Origin of the sequence: Nocardioides sp. CCNWLW239, from assembly GCF_037137035.1 — a bacterium.
Lineage (GTDB): Bacteria > Actinomycetota > Actinomycetes > Propionibacteriales > Nocardioidaceae > Nocardioides.
The window spans coordinates 1007970-1027659 of sequence record NZ_JBBBNW010000003.1 but is presented as its reverse complement, the minus strand read 5'-3'; the positions used below and the strand labels follow the sequence as shown (position 1 = coordinate 1027659).

General features: G+C 69.9%; 16 protein-coding genes and 1 riboswitch. Of the genes, 13 read left to right on the top strand and 3 right to left on the bottom strand.

Annotated elements, in window-relative coordinates; genetic code table 11:
• Nucleotides 1-110 precede the first annotated feature (110 nt).
• The 12 genes from WBG06_RS16790 to gcvP all read left to right on the top strand — a co-directional run bounded on the left by WBG06_RS16790 (nucleotide 111) and on the right by gcvP (nucleotide 12328).
• Entirely contained in the window at nucleotides 111-1454 is a 1344-nt protein-coding gene (locus WBG06_RS16790; protein WP_336738019.1) for a hemolysin family protein, read from the top strand.
• Nucleotides 1454-2512, top strand: coding sequence for a hemolysin family protein (locus WBG06_RS16785; protein ID WP_336738018.1), 1059 nt, complete (start codon nucleotides 1454-1456; stop codon nucleotides 2510-2512). Before WBG06_RS16790 ends, WBG06_RS16785 begins: the two co-directional genes overlap by 1 nt.
• 16 nt (nucleotides 2513-2528) lie before the next feature.
• Nucleotides 2529-3269, top strand: a complete 741-nt coding sequence (locus WBG06_RS16780; protein WP_336738017.1) for a CDP-alcohol phosphatidyltransferase family protein — start codon at nucleotides 2529-2531, stop codon at nucleotides 3267-3269.
• The gene (locus WBG06_RS16775; protein WP_336738016.1) at nucleotides 3262-4191 is read left to right on the top strand and encodes a DUF881 domain-containing protein; all 930 of its coding nucleotides are present in this window, start codon (nucleotides 3262-3264) and stop codon (nucleotides 4189-4191) included. The genes WBG06_RS16780 and WBG06_RS16775 overlap by 8 nt, the downstream gene beginning before the upstream one ends.
• Nucleotides 4188-4520 carry a small basic family protein gene (locus tag WBG06_RS16770; RefSeq protein ID WP_179657782.1) on the top strand — a complete coding sequence of 111 codons (333 nt, stop codon included), beginning with the start codon at nucleotides 4188-4190 and terminating at the stop codon, nucleotides 4518-4520. Before WBG06_RS16775 ends, WBG06_RS16770 begins: the two co-directional genes overlap by 4 nt.
• Nucleotides 4513-5910 carry a DUF881 domain-containing protein gene (locus WBG06_RS16765; protein ID WP_336738014.1) on the top strand — a complete coding sequence of 466 codons (1398 nt, stop codon included), beginning with the start codon at nucleotides 4513-4515 and terminating at the stop codon, nucleotides 5908-5910. The genes WBG06_RS16770 and WBG06_RS16765 overlap by 8 nt, the downstream gene beginning before the upstream one ends.
• A gap of 93 nt (nucleotides 5911-6003) precedes the next feature.
• Nucleotides 6004-6390, top strand: coding sequence for a glycine cleavage system protein GcvH (gene gcvH / locus WBG06_RS16760; protein ID WP_336738077.1), 387 nt, complete (start codon nucleotides 6004-6006; stop codon nucleotides 6388-6390).
• A gap of 101 nt (nucleotides 6391-6491) precedes the next feature.
• On the top strand, nucleotides 6492-6974 hold the full coding sequence (locus tag WBG06_RS16755; protein ID WP_336738013.1) for an FHA domain-containing protein: 483 nt from the start codon (nucleotides 6492-6494) through the stop codon (nucleotides 6972-6974).
• Between the two features lie 3 nt (nucleotides 6975-6977).
• Nucleotides 6978-7730: a transcriptional regulator FtsR gene (gene ftsR / locus WBG06_RS16750; protein WP_336738012.1), complete on the top strand. Its 753-nt coding sequence runs from the start codon at nucleotides 6978-6980 to the stop codon at nucleotides 7728-7730.
• Between the two features lie 29 nt (nucleotides 7731-7759).
• Nucleotides 7760-8227, top strand: a complete 468-nt coding sequence (locus tag WBG06_RS16745; RefSeq protein WP_336738011.1) for a bifunctional nuclease family protein — start codon at nucleotides 7760-7762, stop codon at nucleotides 8225-8227.
• Between the two features lie 341 nt (nucleotides 8228-8568).
• Nucleotides 8569-9186 (top strand): MerR family transcriptional regulator, encoded by a 618-nt coding sequence (locus tag WBG06_RS16740; RefSeq protein ID WP_336738010.1) that lies wholly within the window; start codon nucleotides 8569-8571, stop codon nucleotides 9184-9186.
• A 103-nt stretch (nucleotides 9187-9289) separates the two neighbouring features.
• Nucleotides 9290-9380: riboswitch (glycine riboswitch) on the top strand.
• A 59-nt stretch (nucleotides 9381-9439) separates the two neighbouring features.
• Nucleotides 9440-12328: an aminomethyl-transferring glycine dehydrogenase gene (gene gcvP, locus WBG06_RS16735; RefSeq protein ID WP_442945469.1), complete on the top strand. Its 2889-nt coding sequence runs from the start codon at nucleotides 9440-9442 to the stop codon at nucleotides 12326-12328.
• A 128-nt stretch (nucleotides 12329-12456) separates the two neighbouring features.
• On the opposite strand, the gene WBG06_RS16730 is transcribed toward gcvP, so the two are convergent.
• Genes WBG06_RS16730 through pepN form a run of 3 tightly spaced genes read right to left on the bottom strand, consistent with a single transcriptional unit; the run spans nucleotide 12457 to nucleotide 19112 of the window.
• On the bottom strand, nucleotides 12457-15402 hold the full coding sequence (locus tag WBG06_RS16730; RefSeq protein WP_336738008.1) for an SMC family ATPase: 2946 nt from the start codon (nucleotides 15400-15402) through the stop codon (nucleotides 12457-12459).
• The gene (locus WBG06_RS16725; protein ID WP_336738007.1) at nucleotides 15402-16601 is read right to left on the bottom strand and encodes an exonuclease SbcCD subunit D; all 1200 of its coding nucleotides are present in this window, start codon (nucleotides 16599-16601) and stop codon (nucleotides 15402-15404) included. Before WBG06_RS16725 ends, WBG06_RS16730 begins: the two co-directional genes overlap by 1 nt.
• A 60-nt stretch (nucleotides 16602-16661) precedes the next feature.
• Nucleotides 16662-19112, bottom strand: a complete 2451-nt coding sequence (gene pepN / locus WBG06_RS16720; RefSeq protein ID WP_336738005.1) for an aminopeptidase N — start codon at nucleotides 19110-19112, stop codon at nucleotides 16662-16664.
• Nucleotides 19113-19149: 37 nt separating this feature from the next.
• Between pepN and WBG06_RS16715 the strand changes: the two genes are divergently transcribed.
• On the top strand, nucleotides 19150-19584 hold the full coding sequence (locus WBG06_RS16715) for an OsmC family protein (protein ID WP_336738004.1): 435 nt from the start codon (nucleotides 19150-19152) through the stop codon (nucleotides 19582-19584).
• Nucleotides 19585-19690: the final 106 nt, after the last annotated feature.

The following is a 19690-nucleotide window of genomic DNA, read 5'->3' as shown; positions in this document are numbered from 1 at the left end:
AGCGATGTAGGCTGTCGGCACTTCCAACAGCTAAGGATGATCTGAACCCCGATGGACGGACCGCAACCCGGCCAATATCCATGCTCGCTGCGCCATTCGAGGTCGGCCCTATGACCGAGGTGCTGTTCATTCTGCTGGCACTGCTGCTGGTCGCTGCCTGTGGCGTGTTCGTGGCAGCCGAGTTCTCCCTGGTCACGGTCGACCACTCCCAGGTGGAGATGGCCGCCGAGCAGGGCGACAAGGGCGCCCAGGGAGTGCTCCGAGCGATGAAGGAGCTCTCGAGCAACCTCTCCGGAGCGCAGGTCGGCATCACCGTGACCAACCTCGGCATCGGGTGGATGTCGGAGCCGGCGATCGCCGAGCTGATCGACGCGCCGCTGCTTGCCACCGGACTCCCCGAAGGCGCGGTCTCGGCGATCGCGGTGACCGTCGCGCTGACCCTGTCGACGATCGTGACGATGCTCTTCGGCGAGCTCGTCCCCAAGAACCTCGCGCTCGCACTGCCCCTGGAGACCGCGCGCTTCACCCAGGGTCCGATGCGCGCCTTCACCCGGATCATGCGTGGGCCGATCAAGGTGCTCAACGGCACCGCCAACGCCATCGTCCGACGCCTGGGCATGGAGCCGCAGGAGGAGCTGCGCTCCGCGCGCAGCTCGGCCGAGCTCTCCTCGCTGATCCAGCGCAGTGCCCACGAGGGCACGCTCGATGCCGACACCGCCGAGCTGATGGAGCGCTCGGTCGAGTTCGGCACCCGCACCGCGGGGGAGATCATGACCCCACGCGTACGCGTCCACAGCCTCGACCACAACGACCGCGCCGAGGACCTGATCGAGCTGACCCGGCGCACCGGCAACTCGCGGTTCCCGGTGCTGGACGACAACGAGGCGGTGGTCGGCACCGTGCACGTGAAGGCCGCCGTCGCGCTACCGGTGCACGAGCGCCCCACGGCCAAGGTCAAGCATCTGATGGTCCAGCCGGTCGTCGTCCCCGACTCCCTCCGCCTGGACCCGCTGATGGCGCTGCTGCGGGCCGAGGGCTTCCAGCTGGCGGTGGTGCTCGACGAGTACGGCGACCAGGCAGGCATCGTCACGCTCGAGGACGTGATCGAGGAGATCGTCGGTGACATCGCCGACGAGCACGACCCGCTCAGCGCCAGGGCCCGGCTGCGCCGCGACGGCGGCTGGTCGCTGTCGGGGCTGCTGCGCCCGGACGAGGTCGAGGACATCACCGGCGTCGCCCTTCCCGAGGGGGAGGACTACGACACCGTCGCCGGTCTGATGCTCAGCCTGCTCGGCCGCATCCCCGAACGTGGTGCGAGCGCGGAGCTGACCGTTCCCGGCACGCCGCCGCCGGGGGCGGACGACGAGGATGTCTACGCGAGGTACGTGAAGCTCACCGTGGATGTCATGGACGGACGCCGGATCGACCGGATCTCGATGAAGGTGGTCGGCTGATGTCTACGACGATGGGGCTCTTGCTGGGCCTGGTCCTGCTGCTTGCCAACGGGTTCTTCGTCGGCTCGGAGTTCGCTCTGGTCGCCGCCCGGCGCAGCCAGATCGAGCCCGCCGCCCAAGCCGGCTCGCAGATGGCCAAGATCACGCTGCGGGCGATGGAGAACATCAGCCTGATGATGGCCGGCGCCCAGCTGGGCATCACGGTCTGCTCGGTGCTGCTGCTGGCCATCACCGAACCGGCGCTCGCGCACCTGCTCGAGCCCGGGTTCGACCTGATCGGCCTGCCCGATGCGCTCCACCACCCGGTCGCGTTCGTGATCGCGATGCTCGTGGTCACCTACCTGCACGTGGTGGTCGGCGAGATGGTGCCGAAGAACATCGCGCTCGCCGGTCCCGACAAGGCCGCCCTGGTGCTCGGACCGGCCATCTACGCGATCGTCTACGTGCTCCGCCCGATCATCGCCGCCTTCAACCTCGTGGCCAACGCATGCATCCGAGCGCTGGGGATCGAGCCCAAGGACGAGGTGAGCTCGGCGTTCACCCGTGCCGAGGTGGCCGCCATGGTCGAGGAGTCGCGCGGTGAGGGGCTTCTGGAGGAGGACGAGTACGGCCGCCTGGCCGGCGCGCTCGGCTTCACGGAGAAGACGGTGGCCGAGGTGACCATCCCGATCGCCGACTGGACGATCGTGCCGCGGGGCGCCTCGGGTGCGGACATCGAGACGGTGTGCGCCTCCACCGGCTACAGCCGCTTCCCGGTCGCCGACGACGGCGGCGACCTGGTCGGCTACCTGCACATCAAGGATGTGCTGGAGCCAGATGACGTACGCCGCCGGCAGCCGGTCCAGAACAAGTGGATCCGGCCGTTCGCAACGGTCACTCCGGACGACGCCCTGCACGAGACCCTCGAGACGCTGCAGCGTCGCGGTGCCCACCTGGCCCGGGTCGTCCGCGACGACGGCAGCACGATCGGGTTGGCCACGCTGGAGGACGTCATCGAGGAGCTGGTCGGTGAGATCCGCGACGCCGCCCACGCCGATGACTCGACTGTTTCGGACTAACCACTAGGGTTTGTCCGTGCCCAACCGTCGATCCGGTGATTCCCGCCTGCGTCATGACCGTGACGCCCGGCGGCGACCGCGGGGCTCGGTCGGCCGCAACCAGCCCGTCCTTCCGACCAGCTCGTCGACGAGCTCGGGTGGGTCGTCCGGCCACCGGCTCGGCAAGCTGCTCAGCATCCTGCGGCTCGTCTACGCGCCGATCATGCTCTGGGCGGTGGTGGTCGCGAAGGACGACACGATCGCACTCGCCGCCTTCGGTCTCGCGGTGGTCACCGACCTTCTCGACAGCTGGCTGAACCGCAAGCACCTGGGCCGCCGCCGTACGGGCGAGCTGCTCGACGTCGCGGCCAACACCGTCTTCGTCCTGGCCGCGACGTTCGCGCTCTGGAAGATCGAGGTGATGCCATGGCCGATCGCGCTGTTGGTGCCGCTGCGGTTCCTCGCACTGCTGGCGATGATCCCGGCGCTGCGCAGCCGCGGGGTGCGTACGCTTCCGGTCCATCTTCTCGGCAAGGTGGCGGCGTTCTGCCTGCTGGTCTCCTTCCCGCTGGTCTATCTCAGCCATGACATCCCCGAGACGCTGGACCTCGGCTTGGAGCCGAGCCTGCCGATCCAGGTGGCGCAGGCGTTCGGCTGGGCGTTCGCGTTGTGGGGGGTTCTGCTGCTGTGGTGGAGCCTGGTCCTCTACGCTCAGGAGGTGCGTCGCCTGATGGCCACCACGCCACCGCTGGAGAAGGGCGGGGCGACTCGTGCCTGAACAGATCCCCGGTTCCGAGGACCTGCGCGCCTACGTCACCAAGCCGCTGCTGGACCGCATCACCGACCAGGCGATCGACTCCGACTACAAGGCCGCCGCCGAACGGCGGGAGCCGTCGGAGGAGGAGTCCACCCGGCGTCGCCGCCCCGGCCTCTGGGCGATGGTCGTCGTCGGACTCTTCGCGCTGCTGGCCACGACCGCCGCGGTCCAGACGTCCCGCAACGAGGACGTCCGCCAGACCAGCAGGCAGGTCCTCGTCGACCGCATCGAGCAGCGCCAGGACCGGATCGCCGAGCTGCACCAGGAGATCTCCGAGCTCGGTGAGGGCAACCAGAGCCGGGAGACCACACTCAACGCCCTCGGACAGCGAGCCGAGGCCGCCTCCTCGACCGCCGCGGCGACGGCCGAGGAGACCGGGTTCGCGCCGGTGACCGGCTCCGGGATCAGGATCACGATCGACAACGCCGCCGACGGCAGCGAGGGCGGCACCGTCCGCGACTACGATCTCGCTGTGATCGTCAACGGGCTGTGGCAGGCAGGTGCGACAGCCGTGGCCGTCGACGGCCAGCGGGTCACCCCGCGCAGCGGGGTGATCACCTCCGGTGCAGCGCTGCGGATGAACGACGTCTCGCTCTCGCCGCCCTATGAGGTGTCGGCCATCGGCGACACGCGTACGCTGGCCGCACGCTTCGCCGAGACGGTCTCCGGCGCGATGATCCACACCACCACGCAGGACTACGGGATGCCCTACAAGGTCGAGAACATCGATCGGCTCACCCTCCCCGCGGCACCCCCGGATCTGCTGGAGCTGACCCATCTCGGGATCGACCGCGAGGACAAGGGCTCGAAGGCCTCCGAGAAGCCCACCGCCAAGACCGACGAAGACAAGCAAGAGAAAAGCGAAGGGGACCGCGAAGAATGATCGCCGTCATCGGCCTAGTGATCGGCATCGTGCTCGGACTGCTCTTCCAGCCCGAGGTGCCTGTCGGCCTGGCGCCCTACCTGCCGATCGCCGTCGTCGCCGCACTGGACGCCGTCTTCGGCGCGCTGCGCGCGTTCATGGACGGCATCTTCGACGACAAGGTCTTCGTCGTCTCGTTCATCAGCAACGTGGTCATCGCCGCCGGCATCGTCTACCTCGGAGACCGTCTCGGCGTCGGCGGTCAGCTCTCCACGGGCGTGATCGTCGTCCTCGGTATCCGCATCTTCACCAACGTCGCCGCCATCCGGAGGCACATCTTCCATGCCTGAGCGGAAGAGGCGGCCCGCGAAGCGGACCGCGGCCAAGCGGACCCCTGCGAAGAAGGCGGCGGCGAAGAAGCCCGCCGCGCCGGCGGAAGAGACCGTCGTCGAGGACCTGGTCACGGCCGAGGCCTCGGACGAGGGTACGCAGTCGGCTGCTGAGCCGGGCTCGGTCGACGAGACGACCGACGAGACGACCGACGACACGACCGACGACACGACCGACGACACGACCGACGAGGCCACGGACGGGTCCGCAGACGAGGCTGCCGACGAGTCCGCAGATGAGCCCGAGACCGGCACTACCGAGGAGTCCGCTGCGGAGGAGTCCGCTGCTGACGAGACAGCGGACGATGTCATCGCCGGCGAGCCTGAGGAGCCGCAGGCTGCCGAGGAGGAGCCCGTCGTCGACTCCGAGGAGGTGGCCGACGCCGAGGCAGCGACGGACGAGCCGACCGATGACGCGGAGCCGGGGACCGTCGAGGCCGAAGCCCCGGCCGAACCGCAGGAGCCTGTGGGGGAGGAGGGCGACAAGCCCGATGAACCCGCCGATCCTGCCGCGGACGACACGCCCGAGCAGTCCGACGAATCCGACCAGTCCGAGCAGGTCGCCGAGACACCTGAGCCGCCCAAGAAGGCTGATGAGCCTCAGGAGCCCACGGACCCTGAGGAGGCTGAGGAGCCGGCCCCGCTGGTCGGCCGGGCACGGCTCTTCGACGCACTCACCCACTTCCGGCGCGGGCAGGTGGCCGTCGCGGTGCTGCTCTGCGTACTCGGCTACGCGGCGGTGGTGCAGGTCCAGACGAACACCGAGGACTCGACGTACGCCGGTCTGCGCGAGCAGGAGCTGATCGACATCCTCTCCGGCCTGGCCGGCACGACCCAGAAGGCCCAGGAGCAGATCGAGGAGCTGGAGGCGACCCGCGACGAGCTCGAGGACCAGACCCTGCAGCAGCAGACCGCGCTGCAGCGCGCCGAGGAGCAGGTCGACACGCTCCGGGTGATCGCCGGGACGGTGCCCGTCAGCGGCCCGGGCATCACCATCGAGATCGACCCGGGTGCCGACCCGCTGCGCCTGACGGCGCTGCTCGACCTCATCGAGGAGCTGCGCACCAGCGGTGCCGAGGCGATGGAGATCGAGGGTGCCGACGGCGAGGCGGTGCGCCTGGTCGCGTCGTCCTCCATCGAGGTCAGCCAGCCCGCTCCGGGCCTCAACGTCGGCGGCGAGCTGATCACCCCGCCCTACCGACTCCAGGTGATCGGGCCGCCCGACACGCTGGCCGGCGCGATCGACTTCTACCAGGGCCCGCAGGACCAGCTCGAGGAGCAGGGCGCGGAGGTCACGGTGGAGCCGGAGGAGAAGATCGACATCGAGTCGATCCACACCGTGTCCCGCTGAAGGTTTCACCGGTAGGGCGCAGTAGGGTTTCGTCAACCGGCTCGCGGGACGATCTTCCGTAGCCAGACCTGTACACATGATGAGGAGATGCCCGTGTACCCCGAGGACCTGAAGTACACCAGCGAGCACGAGTGGCTGCGCAACCCCGGCGAGACCGAGGGGTCCGTACGGATCGGGATCACCCACTACGCCCAGGACGCCCTCGGCGACATCGTCTACGTCTCGATGCCTGCGATCGGCGACACCATCAAGGTCGGTGAGAGCTGCGGTGAGCTGGAGTCGACCAAGTCTGTCAGCGACATCTACGCGCCCATCTCCGGTGAGGTCGTCGCAGTCAACAACTCGCTCGACGCCACGCCCGAGCTGGTCAACGACGATCCCTACGGCGGTGGGTGGCTCTTCGAGATCACCCCGGCCGATCCTGCCGAGCTGGAGAGCCTCCTCGACGCTGCGGCGTACGAGGCATCGCTCGACGCGTAACTCAACCGAACACCTGGGCCGACCTGATAGGTTGCGGTTACCATCCCTCAACGTTCACTTGAGGGTGTGTGCCCGGCCCTCGATGAACCTGGAGCTCAAAAATGTCCGTGTGCCCCGCTTGCGGCAGCCAGAACCCCGACGAAGCGCGGTTCTGCTCGCAGTGTGGCGTAAGCCTGACCGGGACCGACCAGACCTCGACGATTCAGCTCGGGGCTGACGCCGACACCTCCGACCGGGTGCTCAGCCCGATCGAGGCGGCCACCGTCGAGGCGCTGCCACGGGGCAACGGGATGCTCGTCGTGCAGCGTGGTCCCGGTGCCGGAAGCCGCTTCCTGCTCGACCAGGACACCGTGGTCGCGGGTCGTCACCCGGACAGCGACATCTTCCTCGACGATGTCACCGTCTCGCGTCGTCACGCAGAGTTCGCGCGCACCGGCGACACCTTCGAGGTCTCCGATGTCGGCAGCCTCAACGGCACCTATGTCAACCGCGACCGGATCGAGAAGTTTGTCCTCAAGGACGGCGACGAGGTCCAGGTCGGCAAGTTCCGGCTCGTCTTCTACGCCGGGCACGAAGGCGCCTAGCCGATGGCCGCCGCCGCTACGCCTGACCCTCAACGGCCGGCCAGCGACTCGGGGGAGCGGCTCAACATCGGGCAGGTCCTGGACCAGCTGCGTCCCGACTTCCCGACGGTCACGATCCCGAAGATCCGGTTCCTCGAGGACAAGGGACTGATCAAGCCGGAGCGCACGCCCGCGGGCTACCGCAAGTTCTCCCGGCGGGACGTGGAGAGGTTGCGCTACGTCCTCCGGATGCAGCGCGACCACTACCTGCCGCTCAAGGTCATCGGCGAGCACCTCGACGCGATCGACCGCGGTCTCGAGCCGCCCGAGATCGAGGCGACCGTGCCCACCGTCCCGACGGTAGCCCTGACGCCCGACGGGGCGCCGGGGCCCGAGGCGTTCCGTCGCACCGACAACATGCGGATCTCGCGCCGCGAGCTCCTCAAGGTGGCCGAGGTCGACGACGAGCTGCTGAGCGAGCTGGAGAAGATGGCGCTGGTGGTTCCGCTGCGCAGCGGTCACTACGACACCGACGCTCTCGCGATCGCGCGCACGGCCAAGGAGCTGGCCGAGTTCGGCATCGAACCCCGTCACCTGCGGGGGATGAAGGCCGCCGCCGATCGTGAGGTCGGCCTGATCGAGCAGATCGTCGCGCCGCTGCGGCGGCCCGGAAACACCGGCGCGCAGGGCCGGGCCGAGCAGATCGGCAGCGAGATCGCCTCCCTCGCGGTGCGTCTGCACGCCACCTTGGTGAAGTCCGGGCTCCGCGACCGTTGAGTGCGTGCGCGGGCGGGTAGGCTGGTCCCATGCGCGAGGTCGATGTGCTCGGAGTCCGAGTCGAGATGCCCTCCAACCAGCCGATCGTGCTGCTGCGCGAGGTGGCGGGTGAGCGATACCTGCCCATCTGGATCGGCGCGGTGGAGGCGACCGCGATCGCCTTCGCCCAGCAGGGCGTGGTGCCGCCGAGGCCGCTGACCCACGACCTGCTCAAGGATGTCGTGGAGGCAACCGGCAACGAGCTCTCCGAGGTCCAGATCACGTCGGTGACCGACCGTGTCTTCTACGCCAACCTGGTCTTCGCCTCGGGTGTCGAGGTGAGCGCTCGGCCTTCGGACTCGATCGCGCTGGCGCTGCGTACGGGGACCAAGATCGTGGTCTCCGACGAGGTCCTCGATGAGGCCGGACTCGCCGTCCCGGCCGAGCAGGAGGACGAGATCGAGAAGTTCCGCGAGTTCCTCGACGAGATCACGCCCGAGGACTTCGAGTCCCACTGAGTTATTTGCGATTGCTTCGCAATTCGCGCAGCGCTTGCGCTTGATCCTCGTCTTCCTTCCGGCCGCTCAGTCGCTTCGCTCCCTCGCTCTGGTCAGTCCAGACGAGGAGCGCTCCAGCGCTGGGTTGTGGGCGATTGCTTCGCAGTTCGCGCAGCGCTGGAGTCAGCGCAACCCTCACGTTCAACCGTAGGGTTAGGGTTGGCGACACGCCGGAACAGGTTCTTTGACCGGGGCCCTTGCGGCGCTTACCTTGTAGTTGTCTCTGTTGTAACTCCAACGATGTGGTCCCCCCGCCGCAGCCGTTCATTCCCCGAGTGGAGTTACGCGCAACGGAGTAGACGATGGAGGACATCGTGTTCGACCACGAGCAGAAGCCCAGCCAGGGCGACGTCGACGCGCAACGCGCGGCGGAGCAGGCTGACGAGCAGGGCCTTCTCTTCACCGACGATGTCTCGCCACTGCCGAGCGACACCGGTTACCGCGGGCCGACGGCCTGCAACGCGGCTGGGATCAGCTATCGGCAGCTCGACTACTGGGCCCGCACCGGACTCGTCGAGCCGAGTGTGCGTGGTGCCACCGGCTCCGGCACCCAGCGCCTCTACTCGTTCCGAGACATCCTGATCCTCAAGGTCATCAAGCGGCTGCTCGACGCCGGCATCTCGCTGCAGCAGATCCGCGCCGCCGTGCAGCACCTGCGTGAGCGGGGCACCGATGACCTGACCCGCGTGACCCTGATGAGCGACGGCGCCTCGGTCTACGAGTGCACCAGCAACGACGAAGTCATCGACCTGCTCCAGGGCGGGCAGGGCGTCTTCGGCATCGCCATCGGTGGTGTCTGGCGCGAGATCGAGGGGACGCTCTCCGAGCTCCCCAGCGAGCGTACGGCCGAGGACGGCGAGCCGGCCGGCTCGGCCTCCGACGAGCTGGCCGCCAGGCGCGCCGCCCGCAACGCCGGATGAGACGACCGGGCGAAGCCCGGAGCTGAACTCTCAGCATCGACAAGACCCCGAGGCACCGCGGAGGCGGGACCTCGGGGTCTTTCCTTTATGCTGGTGGTGCTGACCATCCCGCACGGGAGAGCTCCTCTTGAAGGGGCGCCGAAGGGGCAATTCCTCCCCGGAAACTCTCAGGCACCCACGACCGTGCGGACCAGGCAACTCTGAAGCGGCGCAGGTGCGGTGACAGAGGGGGAGGGCTTACGAGTTGTCTTAGATGCCCTCAGGAGCCACTGTGTCCGACACGCCCACCCTGTCCGAGCTCGATGCCGCCTCCCCGTTCGTGGAGCGCCACGTCGGGCTCTCGGCCGCTGACGAGGCGACCATGCTCTCGCGGCTCGGATACGACTCGGTAGCCGCGATGATGGACGCTGCGGTCCCGGCCGGGATCCGGTCGGCGGAGTCGCTGGACCTGCCGGGTGCCCTGACCGAGGCGCAGGTCGCCTCGCTGGCTCGCGAGATCGCCGCCTCCAACAAGCCCGGCGAGGCGATGATCGGGCTGGGCTACCACGCCACCGTGACGCCGCCGGTGATCCGCCGCAACGTGCTCGAGGACCCGAGCTGGTACACCGCCTACACGCCCTACCAGCCCGAGATCTCCCAGGGGCGTCTCGAGGCGCTCATCAACTTCCAGACGATGGTCGGTGACCTGACCGGCCTGCCGGTGGCCAACTCCTCCCTCCTGGACGAAGGCACCGCGGCCGCCGAGGCGCTCGCGCTGGTGCACCGGGCCAACCGGAAGGGCTCCGGTCCGTTCGTCATCGATGCCGACGCGCTGCCGCAGTCGATCGAGGTCGTGAAGGTACGCGCCGAGGCGATGGGGCTCGAGGTCGTCGTCGCCGACCTCTCCGAGGGTCTGCCCGAGGGCGACGTGGTCGGCGTGCTGATCCAGTACCCCGGTGCCTCCGGCCGCGTTCCCGACCTGAAGCCGATCATCGACGCCACCCACGAGCGGGGCGGCCTCGCGGTCGTCGCCGCCGACCTCCTGGCGCTGACCGTCCTGGAGGCGCCCGGCACGCTCGGCGCCGACGTCGTGGTCGGCTCGACCCAGCGCTTCGGCATCCCGCTCTTCTACGGTGGTCCGCACGCCGGCTACATGGCCGTCCACGAGGGGATCGAGCGGCACCTTCCCGGTCGCCTCGTCGGCGTCTCCGTCGATGCCGAGGGGCGGCCTGCCTACCGGCTCGCCCTGCAGACCCGCGAGCAGCACATCCGTCGCGAGAAGGCGACCTCCAACATCTGCACTGCGCAGGTGCTGCTGGCCGTCGGCGCCTCGATGTACGCCGTCTACCACGGTCCCGCCGGGCTGAAGACGATCGCGACCCGCACCCACCGCTACGCCGCGGTCCTGGCTGCCGCGCTCCGGTCGGCCGGGCTTCCGCTGGTCTCGGAGACGTTCTTCGACACGCTGTGTGTCACCGTGCCCGGCCGGGCGGCCGATGTGGTCACCGCGGCGCGTCGTTTCGGCGTACATCTGCGTCTCGTGGACGCAGACACGGTCGGCATCTCGACCTCCGAGGCGACGACGCGCTCGACCCTGTCGGCCGTGCTCAACGCCTTCGGCGTCTCGGGCTTCGACCTGGAGGAGATCGACCGCACCACGGCGAGCGCGCTGCCCGACGGCCTGCTGCGCACCACCGACTACCTCACCCACGAGGTCTTCAACGCGCACCACAGCGAGACCCAGATGCTGCGCTACCTCCACAAGCTCTCCGCGCGCGACTACGCCCTCGACAAGGGCATGATCCCGCTCGGCTCGTGCACCATGAAGCTCAACGCGACCACCGAGATGGAGCCGATCTCGCTGCCCGGCTTCGCTGACCTGCACCCGTTCGTGCCCGCCGAGGACGCGGCCGGCTACGCACGGCTCGTCGGCGAGCTCGAGGGCTGGCTGGCCGAGGTCACCGGCTACGACGAGGTCTCCATCCAGCCGAACGCCGGCTCGCAGGGTGAGTTCGCCGGGCTGATGGCGATCCGCGGCTATCTCGACGCACAGGGCGAGGGACACCGCGACATCTGCCTGATGCCGTCCTCGGCCCACGGCACCAACGCTGCCTCCGCGGCGATGGCCGGGATGAAGGTCCAGGTCGTGAAGTCGGCCGAGGACGGCACCGTCGACCTGGACGACCTGCGGGCGAAGCTGGCCGACCACGGCGAGAAGGTGGCCGCGATCATGGTGACCTACCCCTCGACCCACGGGGTCTACGAGGAGGGCATCACCGAGGTCTGCGAGCTGGTGCACGAGGCGGGTGGCCAGGTCTACATCGACGGCGCCAACTTCAACGCTCTCCTGGGCTACGCCAAGCCGGGCGAGTTCGGCGGCGACGTCTCTCACCTCAACCTCCACAAGACCTTCTGCATCCCGCACGGCGGTGGCGGTCCGGGCGTCGGTCCGGTGGCGGTCCGCTCCCACCTGGCCCCCTACCTGCCCTCGCACTCGCTGCACCCCGACGCCTCGAAGCGCTCCGGCATCGGCGCCATCTCGGCTGCTCCGTACGGATCGGCCGGCATCCTGCCGATCTCGTGGGCCTACATCCGGCTCATGGGTGCCGAAGGCCTGACCCGGGCGACCGCTGCCGCTGTGCTGTCGGCCAACTACGTGGCCGCGCGCCTGGACGAGCACTTCCCGGTGCTCTACCGCGGCGAGACCGGCCTGGTCGCGCACGAGTGCATCCTCGACCTGCGCCCGATGACGAAGGAGACGGGCGTGACCGTCGACGACGTCGCCAAGCGCCTCATCGACTACGGCTTCCACGCCCCGACGATGTCCTTCCCGGTCGCCGGCACGCTCATGGTAGAGCCGACCGAGTCCGAGGACCTCGCCGAGCTCGACCGGTTCATCGACGCGATGATCGCGATCAAGGGCGAGATCGACCGGGTCGCCTCGGGGGAGTGGACCGCCGAGAACTCGGTCCTGCGCGGCGCCCCGCACACCTCGCGCGCGCTCGTCGGCGAGTGGGACCGCCCCTACTCTCGCGAAGAGGCCGTCTTCCCCCGCGGCATCGACCCGGACAAGTACTGGCCGCCCGTGGCCCGTATCGACAACACCTACGGCGACCGCAACCTGGTCTGCTCCTGCCCGCCTGTCGAGTCCTTCGCCGAGTAAACCCCAGCCGAGGCGTCACGTACGTCGGCCCAGACGTCAGTTCTGCCGGCCGAGAGGTCGCCACGGTCGGCCGAGCTGGCACGACAGTGACCTCTCGGCCGACCGGAGCGACGCCTCGGCTGGCTGGGTCAGGCGCCGTGGATCTGGAGGGTCGAGCCCTCGCGGCCCTTGGTGACCGCGAGCTGGGTGGGGATGCGCTCGCGCATCTCGGTGACATGGCTGACCACGCCGATGATGCGGCCGCCCTCACGGAGAGTGTCGAGGACGTCGAGCACGTCGTCGAGGGTGTCGGCGTCGAGGGAGCCGAAGCCCTCGTCGACGAAGAGGGTGTCGAGCATCTGCCCGCCGGCCTCGTTCATGATCACGTCGGCCAGGCCGAGCGCGAGGGCGAGGGAGACCACGAAGGTCTCGCCTCCGGAGAGCGTGGCGGGATCTCTCGACTCGCCGGACCAGTCGTCACGCACCATCAGCGCGAGTCCGCCGCGGCGGTCGCCGGCGCCCTTGGCGGCGGAGTGCTCGAGGGCGTAGCGCTGGTCGCTCATCTTCGCCAGCCGTTCGTTGGCGGCCGCGACGACCTGGGTGAGGCGGTAGGCGACGACGTACGCCGACAGGCTCATCTGGAGCTGGTTGTCGCTGCTCTTCCCCTCGGCGAAGGCAGCGAGCCGGGCCGCTACCTCGAGATCGGCGCGGACCGGGGCCCAGGTGGAGAGCGCCTGAGCCAGATCGCGCTGCAGCGAGTCGAGACGGGCGGCCCGGGTGGCGGCGGTGTCAGCCGCCGAGCGAGCGGCGTCGGCGGCGTCGGCGGCCTTACGGTGGGCGTCGGCGAGCGCCGGTAGATCGGGCTCGGCGGTCGCCAGGATCTCGGCGGCTCCGGGGGAGTCCAGGGTCGCGCGGGCGGCCGCGAGACTGTCGGCGTACGTCTTGATCTGGCCGTTCAGCGCTGCGAGCTGCTCCGGTGGGAGAGCGGCGGCGAGCGCGGCTTCGGGTGAGTCGAAACCGGCGCGGGCCGCGGTCGCGCTCAGGGTGCGTTCGGCCCCGGCGAGTGCTTCGGCCGCGCGAGTCGCGGCCTCGAGACGCTCGAGGGCGGTGGTCGCGTCCTGCTGGTCGCGCTCGAGGCCGGTCAGCAGGGCATCGAGATCGGCGTGGGTGCCGCGTACGTCGGCGAGCTGCTCCTCGAGACGCTCGCACTCCTCGGTGAGATGGCGCAGCGTGGTCTCGAGCTCGGCCGCGCGGGTCTCGAGCTCGACACGGATCTTGGCCGAGCGGGCCCGGGTCTCTTCGAGAGCGGCGAGGTCGGCGCGGAGGGAGGGCTCGCGAGCGGCCCGGCGCTCCAGGCCGGCGAGCCGCTCGGCTGCTTCGGCATGATCGGCATGCTGTGCCGACCCTGCCGGCTCGTCGGTCTCCCCGGCAGCCGCCTGGGCGAGCTGGAGACGGACGGTGAGGTCGCGCACGTGCTGGTCGCGCGCGTGCTCCTCGGCGCTGGCGTTGTCGTAGGCCGCCTGAGCGGACCTCTCCGCGGCAGCGTCGGGTGCGCCGTCGGCAGGAGAGGCCTTGTGGGGATGCTCGTGGGAACCGCACACCGGGCAGTCCGCGCCGACCGCGAGCGCGCCGGCGAGCTCGGCGGCGATGCCGTCCAAGCGGGCCTGTCGTACGTCGAGATAGTGGGTGCGCGCCTCCATGGCGGCCGTCCGGGCCGACTCGTGTCGGATCCGGGCGTCGGCGAGGTCCGCGGTGAGCCGGCCGACCTCGGCCAACGCTGCGACCTGGGCGCGCAGCACCGGGATCGCCGCGGCCGCTTCGGTGGCCGTCGCCAGCTCGACGGTGAGCGTCTCGGCCTTCTCTGGCAGGTCCTCGGCGAGCTGTTCCTGCTCGCGCATCCGGGTGAGCAGGCGGTCGCGCTCGGCCTCGGTCGCGGCGATGGCACGAGTGACCTCGCTGAGGCGGCGCTGGACCGGCACCAGGGTGCGGGCCTGGGCCACGCGTGCAGAGATCCGGTCGACGGCAGCCTTGGCCTCGGCAAGGGTCAGGTTGCGCGGCGCCAGGGATGCTGCCGAAGCGTGCTCGCGGCGCGCCTGGTCGGCGAGCTCGCTGACCCCGGCCACGGCCTCGGCCCGCTGGGCGGCCTCGACGCGGCGTACGCGCTCCTCCTGCTCCTCGGCTGCGGCGAGGAGGCGGCTCTCGGCCGCAGCGGCCGCGCGGAGACCGCGCTGCTTCTCGGCCGTCGCACGAGCGGCGTCGAGGGCGCTGAGGGTCTCCGACTCCGCGGCGAGAGCCTCCATCGCGGCGCCGGAGGTGACAGCCTGCGCCTCGGTGGCCTCCTCGGTCAGGGCACGGGCCCAGGTGGCGATCGCGCCGTCGCCGGCCGGGAGCCCGAGGTCGTGGACGTCCCAGTCCTCGGGAAGCGTGACAGCGGCGGTCTCGCTGATCCTGCTGACCACCTCGGCGACGCCCGCGTTGAGCTCCTCGGAGCGGCGCCGGAGCTCGACACGGCGCTCCCGGAGCCAGCGCTCGACGTCCGCGAATCGCTCGGTGCGGAAGAGCCGCTCGAGCAGGCGTTTGCGCTCCTCGGCGCTGGAACGGAGGAAGGCTTGGAAACGGCCCTGGGGGAGCATCGCGACCTGGACGAACTGGGTGAGCGTCATCCCGAGCAGCTCGGAGACGAGGTGGCCGGCCTCGTCGAGGCGGGTGGTGAGGGTGCGCCACTCATCGCCGACCTGTTCCATGAGCACGACCGAGGCCTGCTGGGTCGTGGTGCCGGCGCCGCGCCGCTTGGGCCGCTCCCACGACGGCGAGCGGGTGATCCGGAAGCGGCGTTGGGCGAGCGTCGCCTCCAGGACGACACGGGTCGCGACCTCGGCCGGCGCTCGGTCGCTCCGCAGCCGCTTCGCGACGGAACGGTCACCGGGTACGTCGCCGTAGAGGGCGAAGCAGACGGCGTCCAGGACGCTCGTCTTGCCGGCGCCGGTGGCGCCCGAGAGCAGGAACAGCCCTGCCTCGGAGAGCTGGTCGAAGTCGACGTCGACCGTGCCCGTGAACGGCCCGAAAGCGGTCACCTCCAGATGGTGAAGGCGCATCAGAACAGCACCTCGAGCCATTCCTCGTCCTCGGCACCGCCGGCGGCGGAGTCGAGGGTGTCGACCTCGGGATCCTCGCAGCAGGCGTCCACAGCCGTCTGCAGCAGCGCCAGCTCCGCCTTGGCGGCGGGCTCGCCGCGCAGCTGGGCCACGAACTCGGTGACCAGGTCGATGTCGCGTCGCGGCCGGGACGGGTCGGGCCGTGACAGCGCGCCCAGGACCGGCGCGGTGGACTCGAATCCCAGCACCAGGGTGTGCGGGAAACGTCGGCGCAGGCGCTCCATCGCCTGTGCCGGGCGGATCCGGTCGGTCAGGGTGACCTGCACCCACGACTGCTCGTGGACCTCGTGGCGCGGGTCGCTGAGCAGCTCCTCGAGCGTGCCGCGCAGCCTGGCCAGCTTGCGCGGGACCGGTGCCTCCACGAACTCGCTGGCCACGAAGCCCGACTCGTCGAGATCGATGAGCCAGGATCCCTTGATGTGGTTGGCCTCGGAGAAGGAGTAGGCCAGCGGCGAGCCGCTGTAGCGCACCGTCTCGGTGATCGTGTGGCGGCCGTGGAGGTGGCCGAGGGCGGCATAGGAGACGTCGTCGAAGATGCTTGCCGGCACCATCGAGACGCCACCGACGGAGATGTCTCGCTCGGAGTCGGACGGCTCTGCGCCGGTGACGAAGGCGTGGGCCATCACCACGCTGCGGCCACCCCTGTCGGCGAGGTCCGCGCGGACCCGTCGCATCGCCTCAGTGAGCGCAGCCTGGTGGGAGCGTGACTCCAGCCCCCAGGACGCCCGCGCGGCGTCGGGGTCGAGGTAGGGGAGGCCGTAGAAGGCGACCGCGCCGTGCTCGTCGGGGAGCATCACCGGGCGTCCCACTCCGGCCAGGTCGGTGCGGATGAAGATCCCTGCGGCATCGATCAGCTCGGAACCGAAGCCCAGCCGTTGGGCCGAGTCGTGGTTGCCGCTGGTGATGACGACCTTCGCCCGCGACGCCGCCAGCCGTGCAAGGGCCTCGGAGGCCAGCCGCACCGCGTCGACCTGCGGAAGTGCACGGTCGTAAACATCGCCGGAGACGCACACCACGTCGACCGATCCCTGCTCCACCACGGAGAGGAGATGGTCGACGTACGCCGCCTGGTGCCCGAGCATGCCCTCCCGGTGGAAGGACCGGCCCAGGTGCCAGTCGGAGGTGTGCAGGATCCGCATGAAACGAAAACTATCGGTGAGCACGGACAGTCGTGCCGCCGACTCACCGCCGGAGCCCTGCTACGCGGGGTAGGTCACCTTGATCGCCAGCTGTCGCTGCAGGTTGTCAGCTGCGTCCGAGACCCGGCGACGTACGCCCGGATCCAGATCCAGCTCGATAACCGCCCGCGCGGCGGCGAGCGTCTCCTCGGACACCGCCCCGCTCGGGAAGAACGCCTCGGCCGCCTCGGCGAGGCTCCAGCCCGACCGTTTGTCGGCGGTGGCGGGAAGCTCGGCGAAGTAGCGCTCCACATAGCTCGCGGTGAGCTCGGCCGGCCCGGTCCAGAACGCGCGACCGGCGGCGAGGATGTCGTAGTTGGGCAGATCGGTCTCGCCGGTGAACACCGACCAACCGTAGGTCTTCGCCTCGGCGTCGGGGATGCTGACCAGCGCGCCGTTGAGGTGGATGCGGGCGTCGTTGGCCGGCTCCGCGTCGTACGCCGCCTGGAGCTCCTCACGAGAAGCGAAGCCGTTCTCAGCCAGCTTGGCGAGGATCCGCCAGCGCAGGTCCAGGTCGGTCTCGATGCCGGCCGGGGGAGCAGCCAGCCACTCCCGCAGCAGCGACTCGGAGGTCGCCGACCGGATGGCGGCGCGATAGGCCGACAGCTGCAGCTCGGAGCCGGGCGGGACCTCGTCGAGCTTGCGCAGCGCCGCCTCGTGGAGCCGCTCACGAGCCCCGGCGGGCGCCAGCGGCACGACCGCGCCGAACAGCCAGGGCATGGTGCGCCGCGGGGTGTCCTCGACGTCCTCGATCGGCAGGGACGCCTCGGCGATGTCGATGACGTCGGCGGGGTCGACGGCGGCGTTGAACCAGGCACTGCGCAGGTTGTTCCACACGCCCGCACGCAGGCCGTCGTCGGTGACCTCGGGGAGCGCTGCCTTGAGCGCTTGCACGGTCTCCCAGTCGGGGATCGCGGCGGCCCAGGTGTCGTCGTAGGGGTCGAGCACGACGGCGTTGGCGGCGACCTTCAACGGCGTCTGGTCACCGGTCACCGTGATCTCCTCGGTGGTCCACCGGGTGCCGTTGAGGATCGCCGCGCGGAAGGTGTGGGAACGGTCCGCAGGGTGCAGCGAGGGGGCAGTGCGGTTGACGACCATCTTGGCCGGGTCCCAGGAGAGCGTGTCCGGTCCGGCGGTGAGCAGCCACTGGGAGGTGAAGGTGTCGAGGTCGAACTCGACGCCTGCCGCGGCGGCAGCGGAGGCCCAGGACGCGAACAGGTCGTGCATGGTGGCGTTGCCGAACCGGTGCTTGGTGAAGTGGTCGATCGCGCCCGCGAAGAAGACGTCGTCGCCCAGCGACGCCGCGAGCTGACGGAGGATCGCCGATCCCTTGGAGTAGGAGATCCCGTCGAAGTTCTGCAGCGCGGAGACGGCGTCTTCGGCGCCGTTGCCGGCGACCGAGTGCGTGGAGCCGCGCTGGTCGGCGGTCAGGCCCCACTGGCGGCGGGCGTAGGACATGTCGGCCCAGGCGTCGGCGTACTCGGTGACCTCGGCGGTCACCCGGTTGCCCATGTATTCGGCGAACGACTCGTTGAGCCACAGGTCGTCCCACCACTGCGGCGTGACCAGGTCGCCGAACCACTGGTGGGCCATCTCGTGGGCGACCGTGGTGGCCCGCTGGATCCGCATGCCACGGGTCACGCGGGAGGTGAAGACGAGCGGGTCGCGGAAGGTCACGCAGCCCGGGTTCTCCATCGCGCCGGCGTTGAACTCCGGCACGAACGCCTGGTGGTAGTTGCCGAACGGGTAGCGGATGCCGAAGAGCCGGTGGAACTCGTCGAAGCACTGCTTGGTGATCGTGAAGAGCTCCTCGGCGTCCTTGTCGAGGTCGGCGGCGATGCTCTGCCGCGCGCTCAGCGACAGCGGGATGCCGTCGTGCTCGTCGTAGATCATGTGCCACGGGCCGGCGACGAGCGTGACGAAGTACGTCGACAGCGGCTGGCTCCGCTCGAACTCCCAGGTTCCCGGCTCGGTCTGCGTCCCGGGGGCGTTGCCGATGACCGTCCAGTCGTGCGGAGCGGTCACGTGGAAGGTGTAGGGCGCCTTCAGGTCGGGCTGGTCGAAGCAGGCGAAGATCGTCGGGGCGGCGTCCATGAAGCACATCCCGTAGACGTAGGCCCGCCCGTCCGCCGGGTCGACGCTACGGTGCAGCCCCTCCCCGTCGTTGCGGAACGGCATCGTTGCCTCCACCACGAGCTCGTTGGTGCCCTCCTGCGTGGTGATCGGCAGGCGCCCCTTCGCGAGGGTGGCCGGGTCCACCGGGTTGCCGTTGAGGGTGATCCGCCCGACCGAGACCGGCTTCAGGTCGACGAACGTCGGGCCACCGTTGGAGGTGAACCGGATCGTCGTCGTCGAGGCGAAGGTGTCCTCGCTGGTGGTCAGGTCGAGGCGTACGTCGTAGTCCTCGATCGTCAGCAGACCGGCACGGGCGGCAGCCTCGTCACGGCGCAGGGGAATGCTCTGGGTGGTCACGTCGCACAGGCTAACGCCAGGTGGCACTCTTACCCTCATGAGTTCCTCTGAGGCAGCCCAGCGCGCCGTTTCCCTGGAGAAGATCGGCGAGCACCGCTTCCGTGCCACCAACGCCCGCGGCGGCACCGTCGTGCTCGGCCACGGCGACGACCCCGACTTCACCCCGGTCGAGCTGCTCCTCGCCGCGCTCGCCGGCTGCAGCGCCCTGGACGTCGACTTCATCACCGGCAAGCGCGCCCCGATGGAGACCTTCGAGGCCCTCGCCGCGGCCACGAAGATCCGCGACGAGCAGGGCAACCGCCTCGTCGACATCTCGGTCACCTTCGACATCACCTTCCCCGAGGGCGAGGCCGGCGACGCAGCCCGCACGGTCCTCCCGGACGCGATCAAGAAGTCCGAGACCCGGCTGTGCACCGTCGGCCGCACCGTCGCGGTCGGCACCCCGATCAGCTACGTCGAGGGCGATCTCTGAGGGTTGGTTCTGGTGCTCTGTCGGGGTAGTCCGGGGGGCAACATCGCGTGTTAACGCGGGGGGAAGCCAGGTGGCCGCCCCCCGACCCCCCCCCACACGCCCGCGC